An 18,183-nucleotide genomic window follows, 5' to 3' on the forward strand; every position below is an offset into this window, starting at 1 on the left:
ACGCTCAGCATGCCGACACATATCGATCATCACGGCGCGCACTAAGGTTGTGACGATTCATCGGTTCCGGTTCCGCGCGGTCCCTGCTTGAATGGAGACTCGATCGACCCGACCCAGGAGACTCCCGATGTCCGAAGTCCAGCACGCCGCTCACCCGTCATCGCATGCTTCGCACGCCGCCGCGCCGCGCACGGCCGCCGTCCCGCTTCAGCTTCGCCAGGTCGCCGGCCGGATCGGCGCCGAAATCGCCGGTGTCCGGCTGTCGGGCACGCTCGACGACGCGACGTTCGACGCGATCCAGGCCGCGCTGCTGCGCCACAAGGTGCTGTTCTTCCGCAACCAGGGCCATCTCGACGACACCGCGCAGGAAGCCTTCGCGCGCCGCTTCGGCGAGACGGTCGCCCACCCGACCGTGCCCTCCGTCGACGGCAGCGCGCACCTGCTCGAACTCGATTCCGCGCACGGCGCGCGCGCCAATTCGTGGCACACCGACGTGACGTTCGTCGACGCGTACCCGAAGGTGTCGATCCTGCGCGCGGTCGTGATTCCGCCGTTCGGCGGCGACACCGTGTGGGCCAACACGGCGGCCGCATACACGCATCTTCCCGAGTCGCTGCGCGCGCTCGCCGACACGCTGTGGGCGGTGCACACGAACGCGTACGACTACGCGTCGACGCACGTGCATGCCGACGACACGCAACTGAAGCGCTACCGCGAAGTGTTCACGTCGACCGTCTACGAAACCGAACATCCGGTCGTGCGCGTGCATCCGGAGACCGGCGAGCGCACGCTCGTGCTCGGACACTTCGTGCAGAAGATCAAGGGGCTGTCGTCGCAGGATTCCGCCCATCTGCTGCAGGTGCTGCACGAACACGTGACGCGCCTCGAGAACACCGTGCGCTGGAACTGGCAGCAAGGCGACGTCGCGATCTGGGACAACCGCGCGACGCAGCACTACGCGATCAACGACTACGGCGATGCGCGCCGCGTCGTGCGTCGCGCGACCGTTCACGGCGACGTGCCGGTCGGCATCGACGGCCGCCGCAGCGTCGTGCTGAAGGGGCCGGGCGCGACGCTGCAATGACGTTCGCCGCACGGTGGCGGCTTCGGTCGCCACCGTGCCGGCGCCACCCTGCATTCCCGCCTTCCCGACCGGAGGATCCGACCATGACCTTCCCGCCACCGGGCCGACGCTTGCATGCGCAACGATGTCGCCGTCCGTCCGCCCCGTTCACTTCCGCCAGGAGCGTCGCATGAGCGCTCTACCCGTACCCGCCTCCGAGCCGGTCGACGTGATCCCGCTGTCCGCCCACATCGGCGCGGAGATCCGCGGCATCGACCTCACCCAGCCGCTGACCACGCCGCAGATCGCCGCGATTCGCGCCGCACTGCTGAAATGGCGCGTGATCTTCTTCCGCGAGCAGTTCCTCACGCACGAGCAGCATGTCGCGTTCTCCGCGCAGTTCGGCGAGCCGACCGTCGGCCACCCGGTGTTCGGCCACGTCGACGGTCATCCGGCCGTCTATTCGATCGCGAAGCATCGCAAGGCGACGCGTTTCGAAGGCGAGCCGGTACGCCGGCCGTGGACGGGCTGGCACACCGACGTGACGGCCGCCGTCAATCCGCCGTGGGCGTCGATCCTGCGCGGCGTGACGATTCCGCCGTACGGTGGCGACACGCACTGGACCAACCTCGTGCGCGCCTATGAAACGCTGTCCGCACCGCTGCGCGGCTTCGTCGACGGCTTGCGCGGCATCCATCGCTTCACGCCGCCGCCCGGTGCACGCGCGACCGGCGCATTCGACGAAGCCGTCGAGCGCCGCCCGCTCGTGACCGAGCATCCGCTGGTGCGCGTGCATCCGGAGACCGGCGAACGCGCGCTGTACGTGAGCCCGAGTTTCCTGAAGTCGATCGTCGGGCTCACGCCGCGCGAGAGCCAGGCCCTGCTCGAACTGCTGTGGGAACACGTGACGCGGCCGGAATTCACGATCCGCTTCAAGTGGGAGCCGCGCAGCATCGCGTTCTGGGACAACCGCGCGACCGCGCATCTCGCGCCGGTCGACATCTTCGATCTCGACTTCGATCGCCAGCTCTACCGCACGACGCTCATCGGCGACGTGCCGGTCGGCCCCGACGGCCGGGCGTCCGTCGCGCTCGAAGGCTCGCCGGTCGAGGCAGCGGCCGCGGTCGCGCTGAACTGACCGCCGTGTCGACAGCCGGCGCATCCGCGCCGGCTTCCTGCCTCAATCCAGCCACACGCCGTCGAACCGGTGCCCGCCGAGCGGCGAGAACGTCAGCCCGTGCACGCGCTTCGAGATCGGCAGCGACACGATCGACGTCGCGATCGGCGTGAACGGCACCTGATCCTTGAAGACGACCTGTGCCTGCTCGTAGAGCGACGTGCGTTTCGCGACGTCCGAGTTCGTGCGCGCCGCGCTGACGAGCCGCTCGAAATCCGCGTTGCACCACTTCGCGAGATTGCTGCCGTGCACCGCCTCGCAGCCGAGCAGCGTGCCGAGCCAGTTGTCGGGGTCGCCGTTGTCGCCCGACCAGCCGTACAGGATCGCGTCGTGCTGCCCGTCGCGTTTCGCGCGGCGATTGTATTCGCCCCACTCGTAGCTGACGATCTTCGCGCGCACGCCGATCTTCGCCCAGTCCTGCTGGATCAGCTGCGCCATCAGCTGTGCGTTCGGGTTGTACGGGCGCTGCACCGGCATCGCCCACAGCGTGAGGTCGAAGCCGTTCGGGAATCCCGCCTGCGCGAGCAGCGCCTTCGCGGCGGCCGGATCGCGCGGCGCATCCTTCAGGCGCGGGTTGTACGACCATTGCGCGGGCGGCATCGGGTTCGTCGCGATCGTCGCGTCGCCGTTGAACACGGTCTTGATGATCGCCGTCTTGTCGATCGCGATGTCGAGCGCGCGCCGCACGTCGACGCGATCGAGCGGCGGATGCTGCGTGTTGTACGCGACGAAGCCGACGTTGAAGCCCGTCCCCGAAAACAGCGTCAGCTTCGGATCGCGCCGCACCGTCTCGAGATCGGCCGGCCGCGGGAACACCGACACCTGGCACTCGCCGGCCGTGAGCTTCTGCAGGCGCGCGGCCGGATCGGGCGTGATCGCGAACACGAGATGCGCGAGCTTCACGTCGTCCGGCTTCCAGTAGTCGGGATTCGCGTCGTAGCGGATCACGGCGTCCTTCTGGTACGCGCGCAGCTGGAACGGTCCCGTGCCGACCGGGAGCTGGTTGATGTCGGCTTCGCGATGGCGCGCCGTCAACTGCGACGCATATTCGGCCGACAGGATCGACGCGAACGCCATCGCGAGATTGCGCACGAACACGACGTCGGGCTGCTTCAGCACGAAGCGCACCGTATCGTCGTCGAGCTTTTCGATGCGCTCGATGTTGCGGTCGAACCCGAGATCGCTGAAGTACGGGAAACTGACCGGGTAGGCCTTGCGGAACGGATCGTCGGGATCGAGCATCCGGCGGAACGTGAACACGACGTCGTCCGCCTGGAACGGACGCGTCGGCGTGAACCACGCGGTCGTCTGGAACTTCACGCCGCGCCGCAGGTGGAACGTGTAGACGCGCTGGTCGGACGACACGTCCCAGCTCGTCGCGAGCGACGGCACGAGATCGAGCGTGCCGCGCTTGAACTGCACGAGCCCGTTGTAGACCGTGTACGTGCTCGCGTCGAAATCGGTGCTGGTCGTGTGCTGGCCCGGATCGAAGCCGGCCGGGCTGCCTTCGGTGCAGTACACGAGCGTCTTGCCGGCCGGCGCCGCGAACGCATGCGTGACCGTGCCGGCGAGCAGCAGCGATGCGGCCACGCCGCGCAGCACTGCAACGGCAACGGAGGTGTGCCGCGCACGATGCGCGGCCGATGAAACGAATGGAATCTTCATGGTGGCGGTCAGGGAAGGACTGTCATGCGAATGACGACCGCCGATCTTCGCGCGCCGCCCGCCGATCGCTTACCAATTAATTCCGCGTTGCTTATCGCCGCGGATGCATCCCGCTGCCGCCGCATGGAAACGTCCGCGCGAGCACCGCGGACATGCGTGCGAATGCCGCTGCAGCGGCCCGCCCCGCGTCGTGCATCGACGCCGTTCGCGACGCGTCCTTCCGGCCCCCTGCAGGTTCTCCGGAATGGGCGCATCGTATCGGTTGGTCAACGCCGGCAGCGGTGCGCGGGGATACGCCCGGCGCACGCGTTCCGGCGCGGCGTGCCTGCCGGCGCGCCGCCCCTTCCTGGAGGACCCACGATGTCGCTCAACCCCGCTACGCCCTCTCGTCCCGTGAAGTCGCCGGGCCCCGATCATCCGATCACGATCGAACCGCACCCGTCGCGCGTCGTGGTCAAGGTGGCCGGCAAGATCGTCGCCGATACGCGCCGTGCCCTCGCGCTGCGCGAAGCCAGCTATCCGGCCGTGCTGTACGTTCCGCGCGAGGATGCCGACATGGCGCTGCTGCAACGCACCGACCATGCGACGTACTGCCCGTACAAGGGCGATTGCGCGTACTACTCGATTCCCGTCGGCGGCGCACGCTCGACCAACGCGGTGTGGACGTACGAGCATCCGAACCCGGCCGTCGAATCGATCCGCGCGCACCTCGCGTTCTATCCGGATCGCGTCGACGCGATCGAGGAAAGCCCGCTCGGCACCGATTGAGCGCGGCGCCGCGCCGGCGTTCACGTATTGTCCGCCCGCTGATTTGCATATGCGGATTCGTTGGTTGGCCGCCAGCCCGCGCGGCCGTATCGTCGTCCATCCGGCGCGGGCGCGGCCGGCCGCGCGCATCGACCGCATCCGGCTGCGTCCCGTGCCGGTCGCGCCGACAGCCCGCGCGACCCGTGAACCCGCCAGCAGGACGCCTCGATGAACGACCTACCGCACGCAGATCTTGAAACGACCCCGGCAAACCCTCGCCGCCGCCAGTGGCTGCACGGCGCGGCCGCCGGACTGGCCGGGCTCGCGCTCGGCCCGCTCGCGGGCATGCCTGCACTGGCCCAGGGCAGCGACAAGCGGCTGCGCATCGGTTTCCAGAAATACGGCAACTTCGTCATACTCAAGGCGCGCGGCACGCTCGAGAAGCGGCTCGCAAGCCAGGGCGTGGCGGTCCAGTGGCTCGAATTCCCGGCCGGTCCGCAATTGCTCGAGGGGCTGAACGCCGGCGCGATCGACGTCGGCACGGTCGGCGAAACGCCGCCGATCTTCGCGCAGGCCGCGGGCGTCGATTTCGTCTATATCGGCAACGAACCGCCCGCGCCGCACGGCGAGGCGATCGTCGTGCTGCCCGATTCGCCGATCCGCACCGTCGCGCAGCTGCGCGGCAAGAAGGTCGCGTTCAACAAGGGTTCGAACGTCCACTACCTGCTCGTGAAGGCGCTGGAGCATGCGGGCCTCACGTATGCCGACATCCAGCCGATCTACCTGACGCCCGCCGACGCGCGCGCCGCGTTCGTGCAGCGCAACGTCGACGCGTGGGTGATCTGGGATCCGTACCTGGCCGCGGCCGAACGGCAGCTCGGCGCACGCGTGATCGCGGACGGCGACGGGCTCGTGCGCAACACGCAGTACTACCTCGCCGCGCGCAAGTATGCGACCGCGCAGCCGCAGGTGCTGCGCACGCTGCTAGAGGAAGTCGACGCGGTCGATCGCTGGGGGCGCGATCATGTGCCGGAAGTCGCCGCGCAACTGTCGCCGCTCGTCGGCCTCGACGCGCCGACGCTCGAAGTCGCGCTCAAGCGTGCCGGCTACGGCGTGCAGCCCGTCACCGATGCGACGCTGGCGTACCAGCAGGGCATCGCCGACGCGTTCAGCACGCTGAAGCTGATTCCCGGCAAGGTGACGGTAGCCAACGCGCGCTGACGCACCGCTGCTGCGACGCGTTACGGCGAACGCGTCGCGCCGATCCGCCGCCATTCGTCGTAATCGGTGACGAGACCCGCGTCGTCGACCGCGATATCGGCCGCATACGCGCCGCTCTCGTAGCGGTACACGTGCTCCGCCGTGCGCGCATAGCGCTGCTCGCCTCGCACGATCTCGAACGACGGAAAACGCAGCCACGCGGTACGAATGACGGCCGATGCGCCGACCGCCAGCCCGAGACGCCGGATCGGCAGCGTATTGGTCGACGGACTGAAGCCGAGATCGATGTCGGTCGCGCCCGCGAGGGCCGGCGCTGCGTCGCCGTCGATCGTCCAGTGCCCCGCGTCGCATTCGATCGCGAGTTGCCGGGGCGGCGCTGCGCCGAGCCAGTACGTCACGCGCACCGAGCGCGTCAGCCAGTCGGCGCCGCATACGATCGCATAGTCGACGCGAAACGGCGTGCCGCCGAGCGCGCCCGTCACTACTCCCGACAGGTCGATGCCCGCACGCGTCTCGGCGAGCCGGCACCATTCGGCCGCCTGCCAGGTCTGCGCGATCTGCCATGCGACGCAGCGCGTGCGCGCCGCTTCGTCCCGTTGTGTCATGTCGGCTCCCGTCGATCGCATGAGCCGGATTTTCGCTCACGGCGTCGATGATCTCACGGCCTTTGTCTGGCGCGTGCCTTCGTACCGATACCGAGTATCGGCTCGTCGCGCACCTTCGGTACCGGTCCTGCTTTGGTACCATCACCGCTCGGTATCACCCGAACCGGACAAGGGGTGTGATTTCATGGATTTGCTGGCGACGATGCGCATCTACGTCAGGGTCGTCGAGCGCGGCACGATGTCGGGCGCGGCACGGGATCTGGACATGGGCCAACCGGCCGTCAGCGAGCGCATCGAAAAGCTCGAAAAACGTCTCGGCACACGTCTGCTGATGCGCAGTGCGCGTACGCTCACGTGCACCGACGAAGGCCGCATTTTCTACGAACACAGCAAGGCGCTGCTCGAAGCGGCCGAAGCGTCGATCGCAGCGGTATCGAAAACGGAAAACACGCTCGGCGGCACGATCCGGCTCGCCGCGCCGCAATGCTTCGGCGAGGTCGTGATTCCGCAGGCGCTGATGCATATCCGCACCGCGTATCCGCAACTGAACATCGACCTGGTGCTGAACGACAATATCGTCGATCCGGTCACGGAAGGCGTCGACATCTCGATCCGCCTCGGCCAGCTCGACGACGGCGGATTCGTCGCGCATCCGCTCGGCCAGATCGACCGCGTGCTCGTGGCCGCGCCCGCCTATCTCGACCGCCACGGCCCGATCGACACGAAGGCCGATCTGGCGAACCACCCGTTCATCCGCGTCAAGGGCATCTTCGCGAACGAGCAGTTGCCGCTGCGGAGTGAAGACAAGACGCTCGAATACGCGCGGATCCAGACGGTGATGACGACGAGCCACTGGCGCCCGATGTTCGACACGATCCTGGCCGGCGGCGGCATCGGCGTCGTGCAGGCGCCGGCCTGCGCCCATGCGCTCGCGCACGGCAGGCTCGTCGAGATCCTGCCGCAATACACGATCCCCGCATTCGCGCTCAACGCGCTGGTCCAGGCGCAACGGCCGCTGCCGCCGCGCGTGCGGGTCGTCGTCGATCTGCTGAAGAAGGAGATTCCGGCGCTTTTGGACAGCAGCAAACCCTGAGCGCGCACACCCGCCCGAGCGGTACCGTCTGCTTTCCGGATAACTGAAGCCTCGCCTCGAAACCCGTCCGTCGATTCGATCCGATTCGATTCCATGCGGCCACGCGTTTGCCGGCGCCGTCGCGTCGTTGCCCGTGCAGCCGCCACGCAGTCACGCGCGCCGCATCACCACGCCTGCCGATAGATCGCCAGCGCGTCGGCTTCCGTCACCTCGCGCGGATTGTTCACGAGCAGGCGCGTCTGCAGCATCGCGTCCGACGCCATCCTCGGCAGGTCGCCCTCGCCGATGCCGACCTCGCGCAGCGTGCGCGGAATGCCCGTCGCGACGATCAGGCGATCGATCTCGTCGATCAGCGCCTGCGTTCTCGCTTCGTCGCTCCCCGCGGCCGACGGCGCGACGATCGCCGCGAGTTCCGCATACAGCGGCGCGGCAGCCGGCGCATTGAAGCGCAGCACGTGCGGCAGCACGAGCGCGTTCGACAGCCCGTGCGGCACGTGGAACATGCCGCCGACCGGATAGGCCAGCGCATGCACGGCCGCGACCGGCGCGTTCGCGAACGCCTGGCCGGCGAACATCGCGCCGACCAGCATCGCTTCGCGCGCGCGGCGATCGTTGCCGTCGTCGCAGGCCTTCAGCAGGTTGCGCGACAGCAGCGTCAATGCGTGCACGGCCAGCATGTCGGACACCGGATTCTTCAGCCGCGACGACGTATAGGCCTCGATCGCGTGCACCATCGCGTCGATGCCCGTCGCGGCGGTTGCCGCGCGCGGCAGCCCGAGCGTCAGCTCGGCGTCGAGAATCGCGACGTCCGCGAACAGCTGCGGCGACACGACGCCCATCTTGCGCGCCTCGCCGACCGTGACGATCGACACGGCCGTCACTTCGGAGCCGGTGCCGGCCGTGGTCGGCATCTGCACGAGCGGCAGCCGGGACGTGGCAACCTTGTCGACGCCGTACATGTCGGCCAGCGCCTGCCGCCCCGGCGCGAGCACCGCGATCAGCTTCGCGACGTCCATCGACGAACCGCCGCCGAGGCCGAGCACGATCTCCGCATCGGCCGCCACCGCCCGCGCGGTCGCCTCGAGCACGACGTGCTCGGGTGGATCGGCGATCACGTCGTCGATCACGGTCACCTGCCAGCCGTGCGCGGCGAGGCTCTCCAGCGCGGGCGCGAGCACGCCGCTGCGATGCAGGAACGCGTCGGTGACGACGCACAGCCGCGCGAGCGCCGGAAAGCGTTCGCGCAACAGCGCGCCGAGCCGGCGCGCGGCGCCGAATTCGACGATCTGCGTCGGCACGGTACGGAATTGAAACGGGTTCATCGGGTGCCTCCCGGTGGCGTCGCCGTGCCGGTATCCGGCTGCACCATGTACTGCGTCACGTCGCGGCGATCGAGCAACGGAATGATCGCGCCGACACCGAGCCGCTGGAAATGCGGCGTTTCCCGATGCACGTCGAGGCCGTCGGCATCGCGGTAACGCTCGAGGATCACGATGTGGTCGGGATCGACCGGCGAGCGGAAGTACGCATAGTCGAGGTTCTTCGGCTCGGCACGCGTGGCCGGCGCGAGTTCCGCGAGCAATTCGATCACGCGGTCGCCGTTGCCGGGTTTCGCGAAGAAATGGGCGATGACCTGCAGGTAAGGTTCGTTCATGCTGCACTCCGTATTCGCCAGCGGCCCGTCATGACGGGCCGTCATTCGACCATGCGTGGTCGCTCGTCGAAGGCGGCAGTCGGCGGCCCGACACGGTGCCGACGCCTCGTCGTCGCATTGTATTGAATCGGTGCCGCTTGCGCCGCGCACGCGTCATGCAAGCGACGGCACGCTTCGCGCGAAGGGTTCACGGCAGGGCCGTCGAATGCCCGCGCGTCACACCAGCCGGCCGCCCCCGTCGACATGCAGGATTTCGGCATTCATGAAGCCGTTGCCCAGCAGGAACGCGATCGCTCCGCCGACTTCGTCGGCGCGACCGACGCGTCCGCCAGCTGTCCGCCGGTGAGCACGATCGAGCCGGTCGCGGGCAGCAGCGGCAACGCGGCGCGGATCGCATGAACCGGCCCGGCGATACGCTCCTGCAGCGCGGCGAGCAGAATTCCGAATTCCGGCTATTGCATCGCCCCCGGAGCGGCGCCGGTGGGCCCTTCGGCTAAAATGCCGCACTTTCCACCTTGTCCGGCCCGCTCGCCATGCAACCCGCTTCCCCCGCCCGATCCACTACCCACGGCGCCGACGATGCAGACCTGTCGCACGACCTCGTCTACGGTCCCGACGACCGGCCCGCGCCGATGGTCGCCTTCGTCGCCGCGCTGCAGCACCTGCTGGCGATCATCGTGCCGATCGTCACGCCCGGCCTGCTGATCTGCCAGGCGCTCGGCGTATCGAGTCGGGATACGACCCTTATCGTGTCGATGTCGCTGGTGATTTCCGGCATCGCGACCTTCGTGCAGTGCAAACGCTTCGGCCCGCTCGGCGCCGGCCTCCTGATCGTGCAGGGCACCAGCTTCAACTTCGTCGGCCCGCTGATCGCCGGCGGCAGCGTGATGGTCAAGCAAGGCACGCCGGTCGAGACCGTGATGGCCGCGATCTTCGGCGTCGTGATCGCCGGTTCGTTCGTCGAGATGGGCGTATCGCGCATCCTGCCGTTCGTGAAGCGCCTGATCACGCCGCTCGTCACCGGCATCGTCGTGCTGCTGATCGGCCTCACGCTGATCAAGGTCGGCCTCATCAGCATGGGCGGCGGCTACGGCGCGATGGCCAACGGCACGTTCGCGAGCGCCCAGAACCTGACGCTGTCGTGCCTCGTGCTCGGCACCATCATCCTGCTGAACCGCGTGCCGATCGTGTGGGTGCGCAGCACCGCACTCGTGATCGCGCTCGTGATCGGCTATGTCGCGGCCGCCGTGCTCGGCCGCCTCGACTTCACCGGCGTGCACCAGGCCGCGCTGTTCCAGGTCCCGACGCCGCTGCATTTCGGCATCGGCTTTTCATGGTCGCTGTTCGTGCCGATGCTGATCATCTACCTCGTCACGTCGCTCGAAGCGATCGGCGACGTCACGGCCACCAGCAAGATCTCGAAGGAGCCGGTCGAAGGGCCGGTGTGGATGCGGCGGATCAAGGGCGGCGTGCTCGTGAACGGCGCGAACTCGCTGCTGGCCGGCGTCTTCAACACGTTCCCGAGCTCCGTGTTCGCGCAGAACAACGGCGTGATCCAGATCACCGGCGTCGCGAGCCGCTACGTCGGCATCTGGATCGCGGGCATGCTCGTGGTGCTCGGCCTGTTCCCGGTCGTCGCGGGCGCGCTGCAGGCCGTGCCGGAGCCCGTGCTCGGCGGTGCGGCAATGGTGATGTTCGGCGCGGTGGCCGCATCGGGCATCAACATCCTGTCCGGCGTCCAGCTCGATCGCCGCGCGCTGCTGATCATCGCGGTGTCGCTCGCACTCGGCCTCGGCGTGTCGCAAGTGCCGGACATTCTGAACAGCCTGCCGCATGCACTGAAGAACGTGCTGGAGTCGGGTGTCGCGACGGGCGGCATCTGCGCGCTCGTGATGAACTGGTTCTTGCCGGAACAGAAGTAACGCTACGGACTCCATGACGACGCGGCCCGGCCGACGGATCGCGTCGCGCTCGACGAGCCCGGCTTGGCCGGGCGCCCGACTCTCGCTAGAATCGGTTCATGCCTCAAGCCCCCGTCTCCTCGAATGCGCCGGAAGCCAGTGCGGTCCCCGTCAAGGAACGCGCGACCGTCGTCTGCTACCGTGAACAGCAGGTCCTGCTCGTCGCGCGCGCATCATCGCGCTGGGCGCTGCCCGGCGGCACGATCAAGCGCGGAGAAACACCGCTCGAAGCCGCGCATCGGGAGCTACAGGAAGAGACCGGCATCACCGGCCAGGACCTCGTCTATTCGATGCAGTTCACGGGGCTCGCGAAGGTGCATCACGTGTTCTTCGCCGAAGTCGGCCCGGAGCACACGGCCCAGGCGAACAACGAGATCAAGAAGTGCAAATGGTTTCGCATCGACAACGTCGACGAACTGCGCGCGAGCATCCCGACGAAACGCATCGTCGAGCTCGTCTACGAGCACGAGATCCTCGAGTAGGTAGACACCCCACCCCCGCCGGCTCGCGCGAGCCGATATGATGCGCCCACGGTCCATCACCGCGTTCCCTTCCGAGCGAGCTGCAGATGAACAGTGCGTACACCTACCGCGGGTACACGATCGATATCCGCTGCGAATTCCGGCTCGACGAATCGCGCGACGACGCGCCGCCCGCCCAGCTGCGGTTCGGGTTCGTCGCGGTCGTGCAGGTGCGCTCGGCCGGCAGCGCGCCGCGCCTGCTCGGACCGATTCGCCTCGCCGACGACGGCGGCCACCTGTTCCGCAACACCCGCAATGCGTTGCGCGCAGGCCGCGCGGCCGGCGAAATCCTCGTCGACGATCTGCTGGTCGATACGGGTCAGGCAACAGGACGCGCGCATTCCTGAGCCGTCGATCGGCCCGGCATCATCTTTGCGGCGTTTTGCGGAGCGCGCGTGCCGGCGCTCAGTGCAGGCGCTTTCGTCGTAGTTCGTGTGTGGAATAGACGGCGAGGAAGATACCGAGCATCGCAACGCCGGACGCCAGGAAGTCGTTTGCGGTTCCCGTGCTATTCAGCGATTTCGGGAAGATGCCGAGACTCAGTCCTGCGGCAGCCAGAAACACGCCTGCCGCCACACCCCACACCGGTCCGGTGGTCTTTTCGATTGTGTTTTTCATACAGCACCCGTCTACAGTCTTTGCCTGAATGGCGGCGGCGCATGGCGCTCGCATCTACCATTCGTGATTCGACTATAGCGGCGAAATAATCAGGGCGGATTTAGTGCTTTCACCGATCAAGTTTTTTCCGATCGCGAACATGCCGTGTCCCGGCGACTCATGCCCTGCTCGATCGATCCGGACAGGATTCCCTCGCTGTGAGCCTTATTGCCTGCCATTGCGTCGCGAATATCGATCGACGGGCAGCGGTTCTTACGCTCCGACGCAGAATTTACGGTTCGTTTCAAAGCTGCTCATACTGTGGGCGTTCCCCGCGGCTATGCTTCGTTGCACGCACAATAACCTCGAAGGGGGACAAAGCAATGAACAACACATTCTGGAAGGCCGCACTATGCGCGGCGGCGGTGCCGTTCGCACTCGCAGGATGCGGCGGCGGCGACGATGGCGGCAGCCCGCAAACCGGCACGCTGCATGTCGCAATGACCGATGCACCGTCATGCGGCTTCGATCACGTATTCGTGACCGTTTCTCAGGTCCGCGTCAATGCGAATGGGAATGCTTCCGATAACGATGCCGGCTGGTCGACCATCACGCTGGCGACACCGCAGAAGATCGACCTGCTGTCGCTGACCAACGGCGTGCTCGCCGATATCGGCCAGACCGCCTTGCCGGCCGGCCAGTATCAGCAGATCCGCCTCGTTCTCGCGCCGAACCAGGGCAACACCCTCGCGAACTCGGTCGTCCCGACGGGCGGCACGGAACAGGCGCTCGCGACGCCGAGCGCGACGCAAAGCGGTTACAAGATCATCCAGCCTTTCACGGTCCAACCGAACACGCTCGTCGACCTCGTGCTCGACTTCAACGCGTGCAAGTCGATCGTCCAGCGCGGCAACGGCACGTATGCGCTGAAGCCGGTCGTCACCGCGATCCCGACCGTCGTGAGCGGCGCGATCTCCGGCTATGTCGCCTCGGCCGAAGCCGGCGCGACCGTGTATGCGGAACAAGGCGGCAAGGTGGTCCGCGGCACGGTTGCCGACAACACCGGGAAGTTCGTGCTGTCGCCGCTGATCCAGAGCTCGACGCAAGGCAACTACGACGTCGTGATCGTGCAGAACAACTTCGCGTCCGGCATCGTCCGCTCGGTCCCGGTCGTGGTGAACACGACCACGGCCGTGTCGGCGTCGACTGCCCCGATCACGCTGCCGGCATCGACGATGAGCACGGTCAGCGGCACGGTGACGGCAAGCGCCAATGCGTTCGTGCGCGCGTTGCAGACCGTCGATGCGAATGCGTACGAGATCACGTCGATCAACGCGAACCTGGATACGGGTACGTATGCGCTCAACGTGCCCACGGCCGCGCCGATCGTCGGCACGTACTCGGGCTCGCTGCCGGTCGCGCTGGCCGCGTCGCCGACCGCCGCGGCACAATACACGATCGAAGCGGACGCAGCGTCGGGCGCAACGCAATCGACGAACGTCAACGCGACGACCAGCCAGTCGAACGTCAATTTCAGCTTCTGACGCATCTGCAGCATCATCGAAAGGGCCTCACGGCCCTTTCCTCAATAAACGGGAGAACGAAGTGAAGAAAGGGGTTATCGCATTGCTCGCCGCGGCGAGCGTGGTCGGCGCGCTCAGCGGATGCGTCGCATACGTGCCGGGGCCGCCGGTCGTCGTGGCACCGCAGGGCGGACCGGGGAACGGGTTCTGCCCGCCCGGACAGGCGAAGAAAGGCAATTGCTGATTGCACGAGGCCCGCGTACGCGGGCCTTTTTCATGGTCGGTCGCTGCATGACGGGCATCGCGGCGGAATGGCGGAAGGCAGCCGACTCCAACTGTCGGGCGGGAAGCCTCGCCAGGGTTTGACTTCCATCGTTGCGAGTCTCCTCCTACCCTTGCTTCGCGCCAGTTCAACTGCGACCCGCATCACTCGCTGCATGCCGAGAAGCGCTTGCCGCTTCGCACAGATGCGTGGCGGGCGGGCTGACCAATGCGACAACGTCATGGGCATTCCCTCAGCGGCAGACATGCCGCGCACGCGACTACCGTGATCCACGATTGGCCACATTGAACGATACCGTGGAGACCCGCGAGCTGATCAGCAATGTGGCCGCCGAGGACATATACACCGCGGCGTGTCCAAAGCGAATCGCATTCGCCAAACCGCCGCTTCCATCCAGCGTCGGCGCACCGCTTGACGCGGCCGCCCGATAAGTCAACGAGATTAGCCCGCCGGTCACCGCAACACCGATCAATCCACCCATCGTTCGCAGCGCTCGAACTGAGGCAATCGCGATGCCGACCTGTGCAGGTCCGGCCAGCTGATGGCCAATGATCGTCCAAGCCCGAAAACGTAAACCGAAGGCGATCCCAAGCAACGCGACGAGGTCCGTCGTCATTCCGGTCGACCCGCCGCGAAATCCGCGACGTCAAGCCCACCGACAGCCTTCGGCGATAGCTGCCCGCCCGCATCGCGCAACCACGTTGGGCGAGCGGCGCGCCGGCAAGGCATCGACAAACGCGGCGAGAGCTACATTCCCGGCATGCGCACTAAATCGCGAACTCTCCAACGCGCTGCCGCCCGATTTGCGTCGACTATGCGACAGATACGCGACGCACGATCTACGCTTGATCGATCGACTTGACGACACCACGGTGATCGAAAAATGAAGCCAGGTTTGGTCGTTCGACCTGCAATCATTAATCTTGCGTCGCGGCGACTGACGTTGGAACGGCAATAGATTCATTCCCCATGCCCATTATCTCTATCCATCTCCAGAAAAATAGTGACATATCTCGCGAGGAATTATCTCAAATATAGCACACCGAAATAAATTGTTTACTTTCTCGATCCCATCTATATACTTACGATTGCATTTCAACCGAAACACCTGAAGTGCAACATCAAGAACAGTTGTTTTCGCAAATGCTTCCTTACTGAAGGAGAGTGAAATGAATGCTGTCTCGATTCAACCCACCAAAGTCGTCGCCTATGGCTCGTTTCTTGCCGTCATTCTGTCCAAGAAATCTATTCCAGGCGATGGACTCTACGGGCGCGGCGTGAAAGGTATGTAACAGTAGCGCGCTGAATCACACGATGATACGAGGCACGCGCCCAAGTATCGGCCGGGCGCGTGCCTCGCGAATGCTCTCATGGTGGGCATGCATGTCACACAAGCACTCGACAGAACAAGACGCGAAATTGCTTTATCCGAACTATTCGCTCGAATGCGTTTTACTTGATGGTGAGACGATCTTCTATAGCGAGACAAAGAATAGTTATTTCGGCCTGTCAGGGGTAGCAGTCGATATTTTGACGATCTCTCGGAGATTGCACACGGGGCTACGCGCGGAGGATTTTATTAATGAGATTGCAGGTAGCCGAGCACTAACGACCACCGATAAGAAATTGATTTTAGATGGAGTCACCACATTAATCGATCTGGGCGCCCTTTATGAAAAATGACGGCGCGTACATCTTTCTCACCCATAGCCTCGTGCGAGCCATGTTGCTTGGTCGGCCGGTCAGCGACGCCTATCTCGGTATTTTCAAGTCGATCTTTCCCGGCGCGGTTAGAGGCAGGTACGCGGGCGCGGTCGGCCGTATCGACCAACCTTATCTTCAGGAAGTCTGCGATTCCATTTACCAGGCCGACCTGCTCGAAATGGGTGGCGCGTCGTGCTATTCGGCCAGCATCGTCGTGCAGGCCCTGGCATTTCTGCATGGCATTCCAAGCGACCTGGTGATCGGCGTCAAAAGGCAGGATGAGAAGGTCGTCGGACACGCGTGGATCGAATTGTGTCGCACGGGATCCGTGCCGGAAATCGTCAATCCGGGGCGCATGGATTTGAACGAATATCGGGCGCTGACGCGCATGAATCCTGAAACGGCTGTCACGGGATGGGTTGCCTCGCTATGAAACTCTGGACGATAGTGGTGAACGGCACAACGGTGGAAGTCGACGCCTACATCGACGACCTCCTCGATGCTTTGGGCGATGTTCAGGTCGACAGCGCGAAGCGGATGGCTCACGGCTGGGCGACTCTGATCGAGATGGATATACGCCTGTGCGAAGCCGAATGCCGGAGCCCCCGACGGATCGACACATCGGCCGGCGACACCGCGTATAGCGGTTGGTTGCGCGACCTGCACAGCGGCACGCTCCATTCGTCGTTCCGCCAGGACGCGCTTGCGCTCGATCCATCGAAAAACGTCGTGCTCGGCGAGTTCAGCTACGCGTCGATCCGGCCCGAACGCGTGATCCTGATGACCGACCATTATGCGACGCACCCGATTTACTACTGGTGCGGCAAAAACGGGCAATGGGTGGCGAGCAACGATCTGCGGCTGCTCTTGCTATGCCGCCTCGTGCCGCTGAAAATCAGGCGCGAGTCTTGCATCGAGTTCCTGACGCAATCCGTCATGGTCGGCGAAAACGAATTGGCCGGCGAAGCGACATTCTTCGCAGAGGTACTGAAGATGCCGGCGAGTGGCGTTCTGAGCATCGACAGAACAGGCCAGACGTTCGAGCTGACGCAGGCGCGCGACGATGTCGCTTTCCGGCTTGACAGCGCGATCTCCCGTCGGGAGGACTTCGAGCAGGTGTTTCGGGCTCGCCTCGACGCCTGCGTGCTCGACCGCATCGAAGCCGGCGCGGGCGGGATCATGCTGAGCGGGGGCGTTGACTCCAATACCGTCCTCGGGGCGACCCTCTCGGTGCACGGGCGCAGCGCGCCCTTCTGCGCCAACATGGGCTTCAGGGATGCGGATCTCGCGATGAGCCAGGATGACAAGCTCGTCGAGGCGCTCGTTCGGCACTGCGACGTTCCTCATCGGATCATCTACGCCGACGATTTTTTGCGTCTTCCGGCGCTGGACGATGCCTGCGCCTATGTCGACGGGCCCGACGCAGCCGCCAATCCGCTCGCCAAGGAAGCCTGCGCACGCGTGTTCCAGGATCACGATGTTTCGCTCGTCATGACGGGCGAAGGGGGAGACGTCATTCTTGGCGAGTCGACGCATCCCTGGATTCTCGATTCCATTCGCGAGCATGACGGGATCGAAGCACTCCACGACTACGTGACGGAAAACCTCGGCATTCGAGCCTTCTCGCGAGCCTACTTTCACAAGATGCTGACCTCGCTGTCGCCACGCCTGGGGCGACGCGAGTGGCTTGAGAAGGAATCGACCGAAGGGCGCGCGATATTGCCCGACTATCTCGGAAAGTGCCTGCTCGCGGGAGCGCGGCGCCAAGCGCGCGCCGGAAAGGGGTACGCGAGGCATTCGCGGACGCGATACCTGGGCCACGACTACATCAGGGCAATGCTGTTTCCGCGGGCGACTTACTTCGACACCTTGAATGTCTACTGCACCCACTCCCATCCGTTCCTCGACCCGCGGATGATCTCGTTCGCACTCGCGTGTCCGCCGCATCTTCACCACGACTATAGACGCCTGAATCGCGCGAATCCCTACGCGACGTCGAAAATGCTGGCGCGAAACGCCTATCGCGGAGCGCTGCCGGATTTCGCGACGGAGAAAAAGAGCAAGACGAGCTATGCGCTGATGGCACGGCGAATGTTTCGCAATAGCGCGGGGGCGCTGCGGCGCCTGACCGATCGCCCCATGATTCTGAATGACTGGGGACTCGTCGATCAGGCTCGTTTCCGCCGCCACCTGACGGCCTATATTGTCGCGACGGAAGACCCTAACGCACAGCTCGGCACTCAGTACCACTATATTCGCGGCGTGACCGATCTTGAAGCCTGGCTCGTAAGATTCTCCGGAGCGCGGGCTACTGTCGTCAAGCATTTGAAATTCCGTCCACTACGTGCCCTTGCGGGCTGAGCCAGCCG

Annotated in this window: 20 protein-coding genes; 14 read left to right on the top strand and 6 right to left on the bottom strand. The window is 65.5% G+C overall.

Annotated elements, in window-relative coordinates; translation table 11 throughout:
* Positions 1–127 precede the first annotated feature (127 nt).
* Positions 128–1,084 (top strand): TauD/TfdA family dioxygenase, encoded by a 957-nt coding sequence (locus DIE16_RS05335; protein WP_044843861.1) that lies wholly within the window; start codon positions 128–130, stop codon positions 1,082–1,084.
* A 169-nt stretch (positions 1,085–1,253) separates the two neighbouring features.
* Positions 1,254–2,201: a TauD/TfdA family dioxygenase gene (locus DIE16_RS05340; protein ID WP_124891977.1), complete on the top strand. Its 948-nt coding sequence runs from the start codon at positions 1,254–1,256 to the stop codon at positions 2,199–2,201.
* A gap of 42 nt (positions 2,202–2,243) precedes the next feature.
* On the opposite strand, the gene DIE16_RS05345 is transcribed toward DIE16_RS05340, so the two are convergent.
* Positions 2,244–3,905 (bottom strand): ABC transporter substrate-binding protein, encoded by a 1,662-nt coding sequence (locus tag DIE16_RS05345; RefSeq protein WP_124488389.1) that lies wholly within the window; start codon positions 3,903–3,905, stop codon positions 2,244–2,246.
* 360 nt (positions 3,906–4,265) lie between these two features.
* On the opposite strand from DIE16_RS05345, the gene DIE16_RS05350 reads away from it, so the two are divergent.
* Both DIE16_RS05350 and DIE16_RS05355 read left to right on the top strand, forming a co-directional pair.
* Positions 4,266–4,673: a DUF427 domain-containing protein gene (locus DIE16_RS05350; protein ID WP_124668456.1), complete on the top strand. Its 408-nt coding sequence runs from the start codon at positions 4,266–4,268 to the stop codon at positions 4,671–4,673.
* Between the two features lie 207 nt (positions 4,674–4,880).
* Positions 4,881–5,873, top strand: a complete 993-nt coding sequence (locus DIE16_RS05355) for a sulfonate ABC transporter substrate-binding protein (RefSeq protein ID WP_124891978.1) — start codon at positions 4,881–4,883, stop codon at positions 5,871–5,873.
* Between the two features lie 20 nt (positions 5,874–5,893).
* Here DIE16_RS05355 and DIE16_RS05360 read toward each other — a convergent pair whose 3' ends face one another.
* Positions 5,894–6,478 (bottom strand): putative glycolipid-binding domain-containing protein, encoded by a 585-nt coding sequence (locus DIE16_RS05360; RefSeq protein WP_124891979.1) that lies wholly within the window; start codon positions 6,476–6,478, stop codon positions 5,894–5,896.
* 184 nt (positions 6,479–6,662) lie between these two features.
* Here DIE16_RS05360 and DIE16_RS05365 point away from each other — a divergent pair, with 184 nt between their 5' ends.
* Positions 6,663–7,571 (top strand): LysR family transcriptional regulator, encoded by a 909-nt coding sequence (locus DIE16_RS05365; protein WP_124891980.1) that lies wholly within the window; start codon positions 6,663–6,665, stop codon positions 7,569–7,571.
* Positions 7,572–7,735: 164 nt separating this feature from the next.
* On the opposite strand, the gene DIE16_RS05370 is transcribed toward DIE16_RS05365, so the two are convergent.
* Both DIE16_RS05370 and DIE16_RS05375 read right to left on the bottom strand, forming a co-directional pair.
* Entirely contained in the window at positions 7,736–8,893 is a 1,158-nt protein-coding gene (locus DIE16_RS05370) for an iron-containing alcohol dehydrogenase (protein WP_124668452.1), read from the bottom strand.
* Entirely contained in the window at positions 8,890–9,225 is a 336-nt protein-coding gene (locus tag DIE16_RS05375; protein ID WP_124488383.1) for a putative quinol monooxygenase, read from the bottom strand. The genes DIE16_RS05370 and DIE16_RS05375 overlap by 4 nt, the downstream gene beginning before the upstream one ends.
* Positions 9,226–9,468: 243 nt before the next feature.
* On the opposite strand from DIE16_RS05375, the gene DIE16_RS37495 reads away from it, so the two are divergent.
* The 4 genes from DIE16_RS37495 to DIE16_RS05395 all read left to right on the top strand — a co-directional run bounded on the left by DIE16_RS37495 (position 9,469) and on the right by DIE16_RS05395 (position 12,054).
* Positions 9,469–9,624: a hypothetical protein gene (locus tag DIE16_RS37495; protein ID WP_185735449.1), complete on the top strand. Its 156-nt coding sequence runs from the start codon at positions 9,469–9,471 to the stop codon at positions 9,622–9,624.
* A 134-nt stretch (positions 9,625–9,758) separates the two neighbouring features.
* Entirely contained in the window at positions 9,759–11,147 is a 1,389-nt protein-coding gene (locus DIE16_RS05385) for a nucleobase:cation symporter-2 family protein (RefSeq protein ID WP_124891981.1), read from the top strand.
* 98 nt (positions 11,148–11,245) lie between these two features.
* On the top strand, positions 11,246–11,668 hold the full coding sequence (locus DIE16_RS05390; RefSeq protein WP_124891982.1) for an NUDIX hydrolase: 423 nt from the start codon (positions 11,246–11,248) through the stop codon (positions 11,666–11,668).
* An 86-nt stretch (positions 11,669–11,754) separates the two neighbouring features.
* Positions 11,755–12,054 (top strand): hydrogenase maturation factor, encoded by a 300-nt coding sequence (locus DIE16_RS05395; RefSeq protein ID WP_124891983.1) that lies wholly within the window; start codon positions 11,755–11,757, stop codon positions 12,052–12,054.
* Between the two features lie 58 nt (positions 12,055–12,112).
* Here DIE16_RS05395 and DIE16_RS05400 read toward each other — a convergent pair whose 3' ends face one another.
* On the bottom strand, positions 12,113–12,325 hold the full coding sequence (locus DIE16_RS05400) for a hypothetical protein (RefSeq protein ID WP_044843850.1): 213 nt from the start codon (positions 12,323–12,325) through the stop codon (positions 12,113–12,115).
* Between the two features lie 362 nt (positions 12,326–12,687).
* Here DIE16_RS05400 and DIE16_RS05405 point away from each other — a divergent pair, with 362 nt between their 5' ends.
* Positions 12,688–13,848, top strand: coding sequence for a DUF4382 domain-containing protein (locus DIE16_RS05405; RefSeq protein ID WP_124891984.1), 1,161 nt, complete (start codon positions 12,688–12,690; stop codon positions 13,846–13,848).
* A gap of 521 nt (positions 13,849–14,369) precedes the next feature.
* Here DIE16_RS05405 and DIE16_RS05415 read toward each other — a convergent pair.
* Entirely contained in the window at positions 14,370–14,726 is a 357-nt protein-coding gene (locus tag DIE16_RS05415) for a hypothetical protein (protein ID WP_124891985.1), read from the bottom strand.
* 553 nt (positions 14,727–15,279) lie between these two features.
* Between DIE16_RS05415 and DIE16_RS37010 the strand changes: the two genes are divergently transcribed.
* The 4 genes from DIE16_RS37010 (at position 15,280) to DIE16_RS05430 (ending at position 18,175) form a co-directional block, all read left to right on the top strand.
* Complete coding sequence (locus DIE16_RS37010; protein ID WP_260426306.1) at positions 15,280–15,402, top strand: hypothetical protein; 123 nt, start codon at positions 15,280–15,282, stop codon at positions 15,400–15,402.
* A 91-nt stretch (positions 15,403–15,493) separates the two neighbouring features.
* Positions 15,494–15,793 carry a hypothetical protein gene (locus DIE16_RS05420; protein ID WP_124668447.1) on the top strand — a complete coding sequence of 100 codons (300 nt, stop codon included), beginning with the start codon at positions 15,494–15,496 and terminating at the stop codon, positions 15,791–15,793.
* Positions 15,783–16,247, top strand: a complete 465-nt coding sequence (locus DIE16_RS05425) for a lasso peptide biosynthesis B2 protein (protein WP_044843847.1) — start codon at positions 15,783–15,785, stop codon at positions 16,245–16,247. The genes DIE16_RS05420 and DIE16_RS05425 overlap by 11 nt, the downstream gene beginning before the upstream one ends.
* Positions 16,244–18,175, top strand: a complete 1,932-nt coding sequence (locus DIE16_RS05430) for an asparagine synthase C-terminal domain-containing protein (RefSeq protein ID WP_185735450.1) — start codon at positions 16,244–16,246, stop codon at positions 18,173–18,175. The genes DIE16_RS05425 and DIE16_RS05430 overlap by 4 nt, the downstream gene beginning before the upstream one ends.
* Positions 18,176–18,183: the final 8 nt, after the last annotated feature.

The organism is Burkholderia sp. Bp9090, assembly GCF_003857985.1.
Classification (GTDB): domain Bacteria; phylum Pseudomonadota; class Gammaproteobacteria; order Burkholderiales; family Burkholderiaceae; genus Burkholderia.